Annotated in this window: 13 protein-coding genes; 6 read left to right on the forward strand and 7 right to left on the reverse strand. The window is 65.9% G+C overall.

The window, feature by feature from the left end:
* Window positions 1–74: 74 nt before the first annotated feature.
* A complete protein-coding gene (locus ABN401_RS14710; RefSeq protein WP_349685619.1) occupies window positions 75–1,127 on the reverse strand; it encodes a LacI family DNA-binding transcriptional regulator in 1,053 nt (350 codons plus the stop codon).
* A gap of 43 nt (window positions 1,128–1,170) precedes the next feature.
* On the reverse strand, window positions 1,171–2,421 hold the full coding sequence (locus tag ABN401_RS14715; protein WP_349685620.1) for an MFS transporter: 1,251 nt from the start codon (window positions 2,419–2,421) through the stop codon (window positions 1,171–1,173).
* A 539-nt stretch (window positions 2,422–2,960) separates the two neighbouring features.
* On the opposite strand from ABN401_RS14715, the gene ABN401_RS14720 reads away from it, so the two are divergent.
* The gene (locus tag ABN401_RS14720; RefSeq protein ID WP_349685621.1) at window positions 2,961–6,239 is read left to right on the forward strand and encodes a TonB-dependent receptor domain-containing protein; all 3,279 of its coding nucleotides are present in this window, start codon (window positions 2,961–2,963) and stop codon (window positions 6,237–6,239) included.
* A 292-nt stretch (window positions 6,240–6,531) separates the two neighbouring features.
* On the opposite strand, the gene ABN401_RS14725 is transcribed toward ABN401_RS14720, so the two are convergent.
* The 3 genes from ABN401_RS14725 to ABN401_RS14735 form a co-directional block, all read right to left on the reverse strand.
* On the reverse strand, window positions 6,532–6,846 hold the full coding sequence (locus tag ABN401_RS14725) for a UrcA family protein (RefSeq protein ID WP_349685622.1): 315 nt from the start codon (window positions 6,844–6,846) through the stop codon (window positions 6,532–6,534).
* Between the two features lie 389 nt (window positions 6,847–7,235).
* Complete coding sequence (locus tag ABN401_RS14730) at window positions 7,236–7,859, reverse strand: helix-turn-helix domain-containing protein (RefSeq protein WP_349685623.1); 624 nt, start codon at window positions 7,857–7,859, stop codon at window positions 7,236–7,238.
* Window positions 7,860–7,953: 94 nt separating this feature from the next.
* Complete coding sequence (locus tag ABN401_RS14735; protein ID WP_349685624.1) at window positions 7,954–8,652, reverse strand: response regulator transcription factor; 699 nt, start codon at window positions 8,650–8,652, stop codon at window positions 7,954–7,956.
* Window positions 8,653–9,121: 469 nt separating this feature from the next.
* Here ABN401_RS14735 and ABN401_RS14740 point away from each other — a divergent pair, with 469 nt between their 5' ends.
* Both ABN401_RS14740 and ABN401_RS14745 read left to right on the forward strand, forming a co-directional pair.
* Window positions 9,122–9,391 carry a hypothetical protein gene (locus ABN401_RS14740; RefSeq protein WP_349685625.1) on the forward strand — a complete coding sequence of 90 codons (270 nt, stop codon included), beginning with the start codon at window positions 9,122–9,124 and terminating at the stop codon, window positions 9,389–9,391.
* Window positions 9,384–9,797, forward strand: coding sequence for a MarR family transcriptional regulator (locus ABN401_RS14745; RefSeq protein ID WP_349685626.1), 414 nt, complete (start codon window positions 9,384–9,386; stop codon window positions 9,795–9,797). The genes ABN401_RS14740 and ABN401_RS14745 overlap by 8 nt, the downstream gene beginning before the upstream one ends.
* Before the next feature lie 85 nt (window positions 9,798–9,882).
* Here the strand turns inward: ABN401_RS14745 and ABN401_RS14750 are convergent, their stop codons facing one another.
* Window positions 9,883–10,362 carry an Lrp/AsnC family transcriptional regulator gene (locus tag ABN401_RS14750; RefSeq protein WP_349685627.1) on the reverse strand — a complete coding sequence of 160 codons (480 nt, stop codon included), beginning with the start codon at window positions 10,360–10,362 and terminating at the stop codon, window positions 9,883–9,885.
* A gap of 505 nt (window positions 10,363–10,867) precedes the next feature.
* Between ABN401_RS14750 and ABN401_RS14755 the strand changes: the two genes are divergently transcribed.
* From ABN401_RS14755 to ABN401_RS14765, 3 genes are read left to right on the forward strand one after another with little or no spacing between them, the layout of a single operon-like run.
* The gene (locus tag ABN401_RS14755) at window positions 10,868–11,242 is read left to right on the forward strand and encodes a TadE family protein (RefSeq protein ID WP_349685628.1); all 375 of its coding nucleotides are present in this window, start codon (window positions 10,868–10,870) and stop codon (window positions 11,240–11,242) included.
* On the forward strand, window positions 11,242–12,870 hold the full coding sequence (locus ABN401_RS14760; protein WP_349685629.1) for a TadG family pilus assembly protein: 1,629 nt from the start codon (window positions 11,242–11,244) through the stop codon (window positions 12,868–12,870). The genes ABN401_RS14755 and ABN401_RS14760 overlap by 1 nt, the downstream gene beginning before the upstream one ends.
* A gap of 50 nt (window positions 12,871–12,920) precedes the next feature.
* Complete coding sequence (locus ABN401_RS14765) at window positions 12,921–13,727, forward strand: tryptophan 2,3-dioxygenase (RefSeq protein ID WP_349685630.1); 807 nt, start codon at window positions 12,921–12,923, stop codon at window positions 13,725–13,727.
* 16 nt (window positions 13,728–13,743) lie between these two features.
* On the opposite strand, the gene ABN401_RS14770 is transcribed toward ABN401_RS14765, so the two are convergent.
* Window positions 13,744–14,031, reverse strand: a complete 288-nt coding sequence (locus tag ABN401_RS14770) for an HPr family phosphocarrier protein (protein WP_349685631.1) — start codon at window positions 14,029–14,031, stop codon at window positions 13,744–13,746.

A 14,031-nucleotide genomic window follows, 5' to 3' on the forward strand; every position in this document is an offset into this window, starting at 1 on the left:
AGCCTCTCGCGGGCTCTCGAAGGGAGACTAGACACGGCTCGCAAACGTTTGCAACAATCGTTTGCGAGAAAGCGTCACGGCGCGGATCGGCGCACCACGAGATGCGTGGGAAGTTCTACCGACGTCACCGCTTCTCCGCCGAGCTGTCGCATCAGCAGGTCGACCAGGCGCTCAGCGCCGGCCGCGACGTCCTGGCGGACGGTGGTCAGGCTGGGGGTCGTGTAGGCCGCCGAAGGCACATCGTCGAAGCCGGTCACCGCCACATCCTCGGACACCCGTCGCCCGGCGTCGCTGAGGGCGGCGATGGCGCTCATCGCCATGACGTCGGACGAGGCGACAATGCCGTCGGCGTTCAGACCACCGGCCAGCAGGGCCGCGACCTCATCCCGCGCCTGAAGGGGCTCGAAATGGACGGCCGCATAGCGCGCCGCCGCCGGATCGAGCCCGGCTTCCCCCAGGGCCCGCTGAAATCCGGCTCTCCGCGCCGCCACCTCCGGCAGGTCGGGGTCGCCGAGGAAGGCGAGCCGGCGACGCCCCGAGGCGATCAGATGGCGCGTGGCCAGATAGCCGCCGCCCTCGTTGTCGGATCCGACCGTTGGATAGTGGCTGTCCGGCAGGGCCGCCCCCCAGACGACCATGGGCGCCCCGGCTTCGGCGGCGCGGTTGAGGGTCTCGTGATTGTAACTCTGGCCGATCAGGATCAGTCCGTCCGAACGGCCCGTCGAGAGCATGTCCAGCGGCCAGTCCGGAGCCCGCCGATCCGCCCGCGACAGCAAGAGCTCGTAACCTCGTTCGAACAAGGCGTCGGTGACACCCCCCACCATGCTGATGAAGAACGGATCCGAGACGTGCTGGCGGGTGTCGTGATCGAGCGCGATGACCACCGAGACCGTCCGGCTCTTCTTCGACCTGAGGCTGCTCGCGAGCGGATTGGCCCGGTAGCCGGTCTCGCGCGCCAGCTGTTGAATCCGCTCGCGGGTCTTCAGCGCGATGCCGGGGTGGTCGGCCAGGGCGCGCGACACGGTCGTGATCGACACCCCCGCCACCCGCGCGAGCTCCCGGATTCCGCCAGGACGTGATCCGCCCGCGTCCGTGGCCGCGCTCCCGCTCCGTGATGTCGTGGTCATGAGGCGACTGCTTACGCGTCGAACGTCGCCTGACAAGGGCCGATCACGCCGGACCGTCGAGCGGAGCTCCCCCGGTGTCGGTGATCGGCGCGATCTCGGCGGCGGCGAGACGGGGTCCAGCCGGGTCGAACAGGGCGTTCAGCACGGCGCCTACGGCCAGAAGCGCCGCCAGGACCGTGGCCAGAATAAAGCCGTACAGCGGACCGCCGAACAGATCGCTGACCGCCCCCATGGCGAGGGGGGCGACTACCGCGCTGACGGCGGTGAAGAACAGGATCACCCCGGCCACGGCCCCATGCTCGCTGCGGGGATAGGCGCTGACGCCCTTGGAGTTCACCGTCGGATAGATCACGGACATGAACAGGCCCGAAGCCGGCAGGAGCCACACTGCGGCGTCCCGTCCGCCGATGAGCGCTCCGAGGAAGCACACAAGGATCAGGACGGTGCAGACCGCGAGAACCCACGTCCAGCGAAGCCGGGACAGGAGCCAGGCTCCCAGGAACCGCCCCGCCGCCCGCAACACGAAGAAGGCCGACAGGGCATAGGCGGCCAGCAGGGTCCATGATCCGTCGTAGCCCTGCAGGAAGGTTGGCATCCAGACGTAGATGGCGGTCTCGACGCCGACGTAGAGCATGGCCGCGGTGCTGAAGCCCATGACGTAGGGGTCGCGCATGAGGCCCAGGGCCGCGCTCATCCGCGGCGGCGTCTCGAGGCGCGTGGGCTGGGGGTAGCGGACCAGCGTCGCGCCGAGGACCAGCACCAGGCTCATCGCGCCGGCCAGCACATAGACACCCTTCCACGACAGGCCCTCGGCCAGCAGAAGGGTGACGATCGCGGGGCCGATGATGGCCCCCACGCCGAAGAAGCCCTCGACCAAGTTCATGGTGGTGGTGTGCTCGCGCGTGGTGGCAGAGATGTCGCCGATCAGGGCGATGGCGGCCGTCTTGAAGACGCCGATGGCCAGACCCGAGACGAACAGAAGAACGACGAACGCCATGAAGGCGTCGCCCGCCAGGAACCCCAGCGACGCGGCCCCGAAGCTGCCCAATCCGAGAAGCAGCGCCGTCTTGCGCCCAAGCCGATCGGCGAGAAATCCGAGCCCGAGGCCCGCCAGGGCGATGCCGGCCATGGTCGCGTAATGGAAAGCCCCGGCGGCGGTCAGGCCCAGGTCATAATCCTCGATCAGCCGCGGGATGATCACGCCGACCGAGTCGGTCGTCATCGCGAACATCAGAAACATGGCATAGGTCAGCCACCGGATGGTGCGCGCGCTGGCGCCGGCTGGGCTCGTCATCGAGGCCTCTTTGGTTTCTTCGCTGAGGTCAGCCTACACGCGGCAAACAATTTCGCAAACGTTTGCGAACGCGGCGACGAGCAGACAGAGCCGTTTTCGCCGTGTCGCCCGGTCCCTGTGCCATCCGTTCAAGCCGCTGAGCATCGCCGTCTTGGAACTGGGCGTTGTCCTGGGGTCGGCGCGATCCGGCGAGGCGCTCCGACCTCGCCTGCCAGGTTCTGGCCTGGCCGCGCGCACAAGTCGGACGCTCCGCAGTCACAAATGTTACGCTTCAGTCTAAAATGTGTATATAATCTCAATTTGCACCTATGTAATTTCATATGTTGTGTCAAAACTGCGACGAAGTCTGTATTGAAATATACAAAACCTTTCACTAAGCTGGCTTGGTGTCGATTGTATGAGTAGCGTTTTCGTCGGAACGACGTTGACTTTTTCGACGTCGGGGAGGGTCGGCTTTCGCCTGGGAGGGTCCGGTGCTGTCTGCACGCCGGAGTTCCGCGGGCAGGCCGGCCGGCTCGCATCGACAGGACTACGCACGCATGACCCGACCCTTGACCCGCACTCGGCTACTCGCGACCACCATCATCACCGGGCTGTCGATCGCGACAGTCGCGATCGCCGCGCCCGCGAAGGCCCAGGAGCCGCCTCAGGAAGCGGAAGACGCGGTTGTCGACGACATCGTCGTCACCGGCTCACGCATCCGTCGCAGCGCCACCAACGCGCCGACGCCTCTCATCCAGCTGACACGGGAAGAGCTCGACAACTCCGGCGAGGCGAACGTCGTGGACTACCTGGCCGACGTGCCGGCCCTGACGTTCTCCACGGTGCCTGAAGATACGACAGGGACCGGGCTCAATGACGGGGGCCTGTCCCTCCTTAACCTTCGGGGACTCGGTGCCGCCCGTACTCTGACGCTGGTCGATGGCCGACGTCATGTCGGCTCCCTGCCCAACTCCCTCGCCGTCGACATCGACACCATCCCGCGGCTGCTGGTCGAGTCGGTGGAGATCATCACGGGCGGCGCGGCTTCGGTCTATGGGGCCGACGCCGTCTCCGGCGTCGTCAACTTCGTCCTCAAGGATGATTTCGAGGGGCTCGAGGTCGACGCGTCCTACGCCCAGGTCAACCAGGATGGGCAGGCCAGCCAGCGTCTGTCGGTCCTCTGGGGCGGTAACTTCTTCGACGACACCCTGAACGTCTACGCCACGGGAGAGTATCAGCGGAACGATGAGACGCTGGATCGCGACCTCGACTGGCTCCGCGAAGGGTGGGGGCTGCTGGGCGTCGACGCCGACCCGAGCTCGGCTCCGTACGACGGCGTTCGCGACCAAGTGCTCGTCAACAATCTGCGGACCTTCATCCGGGGCACGCCGTTCGGAGGCATCACCATTCTGGCGACAGGCGTGCAGCCCAGCCCGGCGGGCGACCCGGACATTCCGTTCGGCACCTGTTCGGCGACCGCCTTCGCCGCAGGCTGTTTCTCCATCGCGCCGGCCAACAACCTCGGCAACAGCTACGTCTACAACGGTTCAGGCCAGACGGTGCCGCTGGTGTTCGGTGACATCCGCCAGGGAACGGGGTTCAGCCGGACCCAGTCGAACGGCGGCAATGGCCAGGAGTCCAACACCGACCAGGCCGGCGCGAGCCGACTGCCTGAATCCGAGGCCTATCGTTTCCAGACGGGCTTCACCTGGGCCCTGTCCGACCGCGTCGAGATGTTCGGCGAGGCCAAGTACGCGGAAGAGGAAACCTTCGACGCCAGCCAGCGCACCTTCTTCGACTTCAACATCCGCGCGGTGCCGCCGGGCCAGATGGGGCCGGTGACGGCGTCGAACGCCTTCGTGATCGGCCTGGACAACGCCTATCTTCCCGCCAACGTCCGCACGGCGATCCAGAACAATGTGAGGACGATCTACAATTCGGCCGGCGTCGCGACCGGCACGGTGGCGGACCCGCGCGCCCAGCACAAACTCTATCCCACCAGCCGTTCTCAGCTGAACAACCGCGACCTGCAGCGTTACGTCTTCGGCTTCCGCGGTGACGCGGGTGACGTCGGCTTCATCCGTAATCTGACATGGGAGGTCGGCTACACCTACGGCGAGATGAACAACACCAACACCGAGGTCGGGACCGACAACCTCCGCGTCCAGGCGGCGGCCGACGCCGTGGTCGATGTCGCCGGGATCGTCAACGGCACACCTGGCGAGATCGTCTGCCGGGTGCAGCTGCTCGAGGCCCAGGGCACGCCCGCCGCGCCCGCAGCAGGCGTCTACTCCTATGGCGGCGAAACCACGAGCCAGTGCGTGCCCATCCGGATCTTCGGCGAGGGTGGGATCTCCGAGGAAGCACTCGCCTATCTCAACACCAGCGTGACGGTCAGCGACCAGAACCGCCAACAGGACTTCCTGGCCTTCGCCTCGGGCGAACTGTGGGACTTCTGGGGCGCCGGCCCCATCGGCTTCGCGATCGGTGTCGAAAGCCGCAAGGAATCGACCAGCGGGGTCGGTCGCGACCGGGACACCAATGGCCGCCTGCTGTTCCTCAACGGCAGCCCGGACTTCGATCCGGTCTCTTATGAGACCCGTGAAGCCTTCGTCGAGCTGCGCCTGCCCCTGTTCAGGGACTGGTGGCTCGGGCGGTCCGCCGAGATCAGCGGATCGTACCGCACGTCCGACTATTCCACGATCGGGCTGCAGGACACCTATTCGGTCCAGGCCTCCTGGCGGCCGGTCGACGACTTCCTGTTCCGCGCGACCCAGAACACCTCGATCCGGGTTCCAGACCTGGGCGAGCTGTTCGATCCGGGTGGCGAGACATTCGTGAACTTCACGGACCCCTGCTCCATCACGGTCATCCAGAACACGGCGGACAGCACGGTTCAGGCGAACCGCATCGCGAACTGCACGGCCCTGGCCACGGCCGCCGGACTCAATCTGAACTTCAACCCGGCCAACGCCACGGCCCCCAACTCCTTCACCCCGGTCTACGGGACAGGGGGGATTTCGGGCAACAACGGGGGCAACCCGTTCCTGGCGGCGGAGACATCGGAGTCATCGACCTTCTCGGTGGTCTGGACCCCGAGCTTCTTTCCGAACTTCTCGCTGGTGCTCGACCACTACAACATCCAGATAGACGACGCGATCGCGACCGTGAACGCCCAGCAGGCCGTCGATCAGTGCGTCGTGGGCACGGCCCTGAACTCCAACGCCTGCGCGACCATCTTCCGCGACCCGACCACCTTCTTGATCAACGGCTTTGTCCAGAGTTCCCTGAACTACGCCAAGCTGACAGCCGAGGGTGTCGACTTCTCCGCCCGCTACCGGCACGACCTCGACAACGTCCTCGGACGCGACCTGGGGCGGCTGGACTGGAATCTGCGGGGCAGCTGGACGCTGGAACAGCACGACTTCGTCAACATCGACGACCCGACGCAGTTCGACGCGAACGAAGGCAAGTATGTCCTGAACAACTTCCTCCAGAACCTGTCGCGGGTCCGTTACCTGTCGACCCTGGCCTGGTCGCCAAACCCCCGGGTCACGCTCAGCTGGGACTGGGACTGGCAGTCGAGCCAGGAAATCCTGAGCACCCGGAACTTCGTGAACAACGCGGACATCTACGATCCGGATTTCCGCGAGACGGGGGCGTTCAGCCAGCACGACTTCACCGTGCGATATCTGGTGCGTGACGACCTGACCCTTCGGGCCGGCGTGGTCAACGCCTTCGACGAAGAGCCGGCGCGGCATCTCGGCCGCACCACGGCCGACGCCTATGATCTCTTTGGTCGTCGCTACTTCGTCGGGCTGAACGCTCGCTTCTAGAGCTTTATCGCCTCTGATACGCGGGCGCCGCCCCGGTCCTTGAGGACCGGGGCGGCGTTTGCTTTCTCGGCCGTGCTCGCCAGGCCCGTTGTCGGTCATCCGCCGACTCGCCCGCAGGCGGGCGGCGCGAGCGAACACGCCGGCACCAGGGATGGTTTGAGGGCCGCGCGGCCTCTGCCGTGGCCCCGGACAATGAAAAAGGACGCTTCCCGGCGAGAAGCGCCCTCTTCAAGGATCGGGCGAATTTGCGGAGAGACCCGCCAAAGCCGCGCCCAGGATAGTCGAGATCGCGCTATTGGGAGCGAGGCGGCGTCACCGTTCGGGCCGAGACGGTCTCGCCACGAACGCGGGCGTAGTCCTGGCGCTGGCGCTCTGACAGAAGAGCCAGAGCTTCTTCGTGGAAGGCTCTGAGACAGCGGGAGTTCGGCAGTCGCGAGCCTGTGACCGTGCAGGCCCCGCGCGCCTGGCGTAGCAGGCGCGCGTCGAAACTGGCCACCCCCTCCGCCGTCGACAGATCGAGATCTCCAAAACGGATGCGGTAGTCCTGAGCATGGGTCACGGAGACCGATGCCATCAGGGCGATGGAAGCGAGAACGAGCGTTCGCATTGCTTTGATCCTCAGCATGGCGTCGCGGAACGACGCTGTTGATGGCGCTGTCGGCGGCAAACGCCACCCAGCCTCGGATGCATACACAATCGCGATTGATTACTCAGCTTAACTCTAGTTTATATTATGGCTATTTGAGAGATGGGTTATTTTACTGCGGTATAATGCCTCTCGATTGTAGCGTTATTTGTGGGATCGCATCCTCACCGTTACACAAGTCGCGATGCTCGGACGCGCCGGAGGAGACATCCGTGCGGAGGCCGTGCTGTCGGTGCGCCAGGGAGAGGAGCGCGAGCTCGCCGTCGTTTCGGAGCATGAGACGGCGGGCGATCAAGCCAGGGGCGGTCGGCTCCCGGTCCTCGCGTGCGACAAGCCAGCCGCGCCGGCCCTCACTCCGCCTGCCGCTCCTGTTCGTCGCCTGAGGGGTCGGACCCACCGACGAGGGGCGCGAGAGTCCACGAAAAGATCACCCCCGCTTCAGGTCGTCCCCGGCTGTCAACGAGAAGAGCGTCGATTTCGTCGAGCTTCCGGTTGATCCGGGCCAGGGTGGCCGCGTCGGGACTGCCGCACACCCGCCTGAGTCCCAATGTGCGCTGAGGGCCTTCCGTCCGGGCCGGGCCCGCCTCGAGTCCAAGACGGAAATCTCGCTCGATCTGTCGGCCGAGAACGCGCACGAAGGCCTGAACCGCCGAGCGATTGGATGGATCTCCGGGCTGGATCCTGAGGCGGACCACACGCGCCGGCGCAGCGAAGAGCTGGACCCGTTTTCGATTAACGACCCGCGTTCCAGCCTCGATAGCGAGGCCGGCTGTCAGGAGCAGCCGGATATGATGATAGAGCGCCGAAGGCCGGGCACCGAGCTGGTCGGCCAACTCCTTCACCGACAGGGGGCCAAACGCGAGAAGCCTGTCCACGATGTCCTGTCGGCGCGCCGCGAGACCCAACGAGAGGGGTACATACGCCTCGACCCAGAACGTATCGTCGGCTTCTTCCTGGCGTACCCGACGAGCCAATCGACACTCCTCCGCCGGAGGCCGCGCCTGCTATAGCCTCCTGCCGAAGTAAGTCCTCATGCGGCCGGCCAGTGTCAATGTTGCTGAAGGGTGACTAGTTCGCAGCCGCGCCGCGCAGTGGCGCAGCGAGGTGGACGTAGCCGCTTCCGCGGACGATGCGAACGAACTCGGCACCGTCGATCTGTGCCAGCCGTCGGCGAAGTCTCGATATGGCCGTTCGAAACGCCGTGGGCTCCATGCGGAACGCGGCGTCCTCGTTGGCGATGAGCGTGGTGGTGACCACGGTCCCTGGTCGATCGAGAAAGAACTGCATCAAGCGGGCCTGATGCCGCGCAAGCTCGACCTGACCCCCGTCGGGTCCCGTTGCGATGTGCGTTTGCGGGTCGAGCGACCAGCGTCCCTCTCCCCGGGGCCTTGGAGCGGGGCCTTGGACGCGCGAGCGGCGAAGCATCGCCCTGGCCCGGGCCAGCAGAAGCCGGCAATCCACATCGGCGGCGATCACCTCGTCCGCGCCGACTTCGAGCGCGACAATCTGGCTGATCGTATCGGACGTTCCGGACAGGAGGATCACGGGGGCCCGGCCAGAGACTGCGGAGCTGCGGCAGAAGCTGTAGGCGCGCGCGCCGAAGCTGCGCTCGTCCAGCACCACAAGATCGACGGCCTGTTGGCCCATGACCGCGTCGGCGGCCTCCGGCCCATCGACCTGGATCGTCAGAAAACCATTCCCGCCGAACACATCAGAAAAGCGCCTGCGCTCTACGTCATCGCCGCCGACGACAAGGATCGTGGGCACGCCAGCGTCAGCAGGCGAGGCAGCGACATCGTAGGCCATACCAATGTTTCCCGTCGCGCGAGCTGCGTCTAAAGACAGCCGATGTCACCAGTTACCGGAAGCTACAAACATGTTTCAAATGAAACATGTTTCACAGAAACACGAGATGACTTGCACATTTGCAACGCATTCGGCCCAATGGACCAGGACAATAGTCCACTTCAGTTCGGTTCAAAAAGATCATACGAACAATCTTCGTCCATTTGGTGGATTCGTTGTTTATATTACGAGCGTGATAGAAAACCGCCCCTCTTTAGACACTGTCTGGTCCTGATCCTAAACTGTATGTAACAAGATGATGATTTTGAGAGAAAATCGCGATGGGAGGGTCGAAAATGATCGATCCTGTTCAAAATCGGGTGCCAATTTTTGTTTCAGCGTTTGTTGGCCTGAGGCATCCTTCACACTCGAAAAAGGGCGACTTCCCAACATGACAGACTCCCTCGACGCATCGGCGTCCCACAAGCTCCGAAGCGCCGCCGCGTGCCCTCCGATCCGGTTACGAGCGACGATCACGATCGATCTCGAAGCCGAGGACTATGTCACCGCAGAGCAGCTGAAGGCGCGCATGGCCAGCGAGTACGACCTGTTGCGACGCGTCTTCCCTGCGGCCGAGCTGGGCTTCCGGCAGCGAAAGCCCAGGAACGTTCCCCGCGTGCCTGCGCCGGAGTTGGTCGTGCGACCCTACGTCGATGACTGAGGATGTCGGCCGTCGGCGCAACACTCTACTCGCCGGCCTGGTGCTGCTGCGCCGAATTGCGCCGGACATCACCGTGTCCGAGATGCTGGCCTTTCTCTATGTGGCCGAGAACCCGGGCGTCCGTATCAAGGAGCTCTCGGGCCTCATGGTCACGACGACGGCGACCGCTTCGCGGGCATCACGCGCCCTGCTCTCGCCGGGAGACGCGGGGGTCCTGCCCCCGGGCCGGGGATGGCTTCTCATGGCGGCGAACGGCCGCGAAGCCATTTCGCGACATCTGTTCCTGACCGATGCCGGTCACGGACTGGCGCTTCGACTGGATGATCTCATCCGCTCGGCCAGACCGATCGCGGCCAAGAGGAACGGGACGGCCGTCCTCCCGCAGATCTGGGCGACGGGCACCTAGAGTCTGATCCTGGACCCTGAGTCCCGGCATCAGCGGAATCGCGAAGCGATTCCGCTGATGCCGATCAGGGTCTAGAGACCGGCGATCACGGAGCCACGGCGAACTCCAAAGCGAGCTCGAAACGCAGACGCTCGATTCCCACGAATGTCGTTTGGCGCCTCACCAGCTCGCTTCCAATCAGCTCACGCAACATGAAGTCCCGATAGTGCTCGATGTCGCGGAAATGGCCGATACAGACGAAATCGGCCTCGCCTGAAACAGCCCAGACCATAGAGAACTCTGCCTGGACCGCGAGCTTGCGCTCAAAAGCGATACGCCGCTCCCCACCAATCTGGTCCAGCGCGAGTTCGATCACGACGGTGAGGGGTCGGGCGGTTACACGGGGATCGACGAGGGCGACCTCCCCTTGAATCAGGCCGCTCTCGCGCAGCTTCTTCAGTCGCCTTTGACAGGTCGCCAGCGTGAGGCCGACGGTTTCGCACAAATGCCCGACGCTCGCCCGGTTGTTCCTCTGCAACTCATGCAACAGCCGTGCGTCGATCAGGTCAACCGGACGAGGCGGCATCGGAGTTCGATCTCGGGCCTGAACAAGGAGAATGACGCCGTTAGATGACAGACGACATCTACGAGAACAGGCTCTGCCTGTTGAAGCGATGGGTCAATAGATCGAAGACAAGCTTACAACGAATTAACCTGTTGCAGACGCGTAATTCGGGTTTTTTTGACTGCATCGATTTGGGCCGTTGTTTCAGGCTCCGGCTGACCCCGGCGACGACCGTCGGAGTCTGGCCGTAACGCTGTCGTCGAGAAGATGTCTGGACACCGGAGGTCCCGCCGAGCGGCCTCAGGAGCGGACGAGCCCGACCGCTCCATCAGCGTCCGGGTGAATGGTCTGCGTCCAGACAGGACGTCACGCACCCCCTCATCGCCGACTTCGTCCGCGTCGGACCCGGCGCAGAGCGACTCGTCCACCGAGACGTATTAATCTTTTTGAGATGGATCAAGTCCACTTTCATCTTATGAAGATTAAACGCACCGCTTGGCCAACTCGACGGGACCGCGCCGGTTCGGTGGCGGTCGAGTTCGCGCTGGTCGGGCCGCTGCTGATCCTGATGCTGATGGGGATGGCGCTGTACGGCGGCTGGTTCTGGCTCGCGCAGGGCGTGCAGTCGCTGGCGACCGAGGCGGCGCGGGCCGCCGTGGCGGGGATCGATCCGATCGAACGCCGCGCCCTGGCCGAGGCCTTCGTCACGCAGGAGGCTCGCGACACCTATGGTTTCGACGCCGACCGGCTGGAGGTCGAGGTGAATGCCGGGGGCGACGCGATCCGGGTCGAGGTCGCGCTCGACACCGCCGACCACCCGATCATGGCCCTGGCGGCGCTGATCCCTGCCCCGCCGGAACGGATCGAGAGATCGGCCGTGGTCCGGATGGGCGGATTCTGATGCCCGGACGCCGCTTCGCGCACGACGAGGCCGGCGGGGTCGCCACCATGGCGGCGGCGGCGGGAACCCTGATGTGCGCCCTGGCCGCTGTCGTCGTGGATCTGGCCGGACTGGCGCTGGCGGGTCGGGCGCTGCAGGGCGCGGCGGACCTGGCGGCCCTGGCGGCGGCGGCGAACCTGGACCAGGCGGAGCGAGCGGCGACCGCCACCGCTCGCGCCAATCTGGACGACGCGGCGACCGAGGTGGTGACAGGCCGCTACACCCCCGACACGACGCTGGCGGCGCGCGAGCGGTTCGGGCCCGGGGACACCCCCGCGAACGCGGCGCGCGTGACCCTGACCCGGTCGGCACCCCTGTATTTCGGGCGGTGGATCCTGGGGCGACCCGATCTGGTGCTGACGAAGACGGCGGTCGCCGCCATACCGGCCGAGCCACCGCGTGCCATGTTCTCGATCGGATCGCGACTGGCCCGGCTGGAGGGCGGGCTGGCCAACCAGCTGCTGTCCAGCCTGACCGGCAGCACGGTCGGTCTCAGCATCATGGACTATGAGAGCCTGGCCGACGCCGAGGTCACTCTGCTCGGGTTCTTCGACGCCCTGGCGACCGAACTGGATGTCGAGGCGGGGCGGTACGATCAGTTGCTCGATCGCGAGATCGAGGTGGGCCGCGCCCTGGGTGTGGTGCAGGCGCTGGCGGGCGATCAGGGCGACAGCGCCCTGGCGAAACTGATCGATCCGGCGGCTGACGTCACCGTGCGACTGGGTGACGTGTTCGGGCTGGAGGCGGACGCGCGGTCGGGCCTGGCCCAGGGGCTGGATGCCTCGGTCTCGGTGCTGGACCTGGCCATGGCCATGCTGGAGACGGGCGGGGATCGTCAGGTGAAACTGAACCTGGGGGTCCAGCCCGGCCTGGCCAGTCTGGTCGTCGACCTGGCCATCGGCGAGCGCCCCAACCGCTCGCCGTGGCTGACGGTGACCGGAGACGGCCAGCCGGTCATCCGAACGGCCCAGGCCCGGCTGTATGTGCGGGCGCGGACCAGCCAGAAGCTGGCGGGTCTGGCGCAGGTCGAGTTGCCTGTGCTTATCGAACTGGCCGCGTCAGAGGCGCGGCTGGAGGCCATCACCTGCGGGCCGAACACGGTGACGCTGGGGGTCCGGCCGGGCCTGGCGACCGTGGCCCTGGGTCAGGTGCCGGAGACGCAGCTCGACGATTTCACCCGGGACCTGACGCCGACGCCCGCCACGGTCCTGAACGTCGCCGGCCTCGTCCGCCTGATCGCGAGCGGCGAGGTCGAGGTGGCCGATCCGGCGTTCAGGGATACCCGCTTCAGCGCAGCCGAGATCGCCGACCAAAGCCCACGCACCGTCACGGCCAGCGGACTGGGATCGGGACTGATCGGCAGTCTGTTCGGCGACCTGGATGTGCAGGTTCAGGCGCTCGGACTGGGACTGGGATTGGGCGGGCTCGTCTCCGCTTTGGGGACGCTGCTGGCGCCCCTGGGGCCGGTGCTGGACGGGGCGATCCAGCCGATCCTCGATCTGGCGGGTCTGAAGCTGGGGCAGGCAGACGTGCGCGTTCACGGCGTGACCTGCGACGACGGGGAGCGGCCGCCGGTCCTGGTCGGATAGGGCGACGCGCCATGGCTTGAGGTCACGGGACGGGCGGCCGATAGAGACCCATGGCCGATCCCACCGCTCCCGCCGACATGACCTATGCCCGCTATCTGGATCTGGACCGGCTGCTGTCGGCGCAGTCGCCGATCAGCGACCAGCATGACGAGATGCTGTTCGTCATCATCCACCAGGCCAAGGAGCTGTGGCTGAAGCAGATCCTGCACGAGGTCGCCCTGGCGCAAGCGTTGGTGCGGACGGGCGACCTGGTCCCCGCCTACAAGAGCCTGGCGCGGGTCAGCCGCATCCAGGCCGTGATGACGCAGAGCTGGGACATCCTGGCCACCATGACGCCAGCCGACTATCTGCGGTTCCGGGGCGTGCTTGGGTCCAGCTCCGGGTTCCAGAGTGACCAGTTCCGGCGGCTGGAGACCATGCTTGGACTGAAGGACGCCAAGTTCCTGGCCTTTCAGACCGACCGGCCCGAGGCCCATGCGGCCCTGTCCGACGCCCTGGCGTCGCCCAGCCTGTACGACGACGCCCTGGCGCAGCTGGCGGCGGCGGGACTGCCGGTCCCGGACGCCGTCCTGACGCGCGACGTCTCGCGCCCTTACGCCCCCTCGCCCGAGGTCGAGAACGCGTGGCTGGAGGTCTATCGCGACACGGACCGCTGGTGGCCGCTGTATCAGCTGGCGGAGAAGCTGGTCGATCTGGACGACGCCCTGGTGACCTGGCGGCACAAGCATGTGGTCACGGTCGAGCGGATCATCGGCCGTCGGCGCGGCACCGGGGGGACGGACGGGGTCGGATATCTGTCGTCGACGCTTGAACGCCGGTGCTTTCCCGAACTGTGGTCCCTGCGAACGCGGCTCTGAGGCGCGAGAAGATCAGTCAGGCGTCTTCGTCGAACTTGCGCGCGACCAGATCCGACAGGGCCTCGATGGCCGGGGTGGCGTCCGTGCCCTCGGCCTCGATTTCGATGCTGCAGCCGTTGCCGGCCCCCAGCATGAGCAGGCCCATGATGGAGCGGGCATCGACCGTCACGCCGTCGCGCGTGACGCGAATCTCGGCCTCGAAACTGGACGCCAGCTTGACGAACTTTGCCGAGGCCCGGGCGTGCAGGCCCCGGGTATTGCAGATGGCGGCGGTGGCGCGGACGGTCGGAACGGTCGTGGCCAA

It is taken from the genome of Brevundimonas aurifodinae (assembly GCF_040195595.1).
GTDB lineage: Bacteria > Pseudomonadota > Alphaproteobacteria > Caulobacterales > Caulobacteraceae > Brevundimonas > Brevundimonas aurifodinae.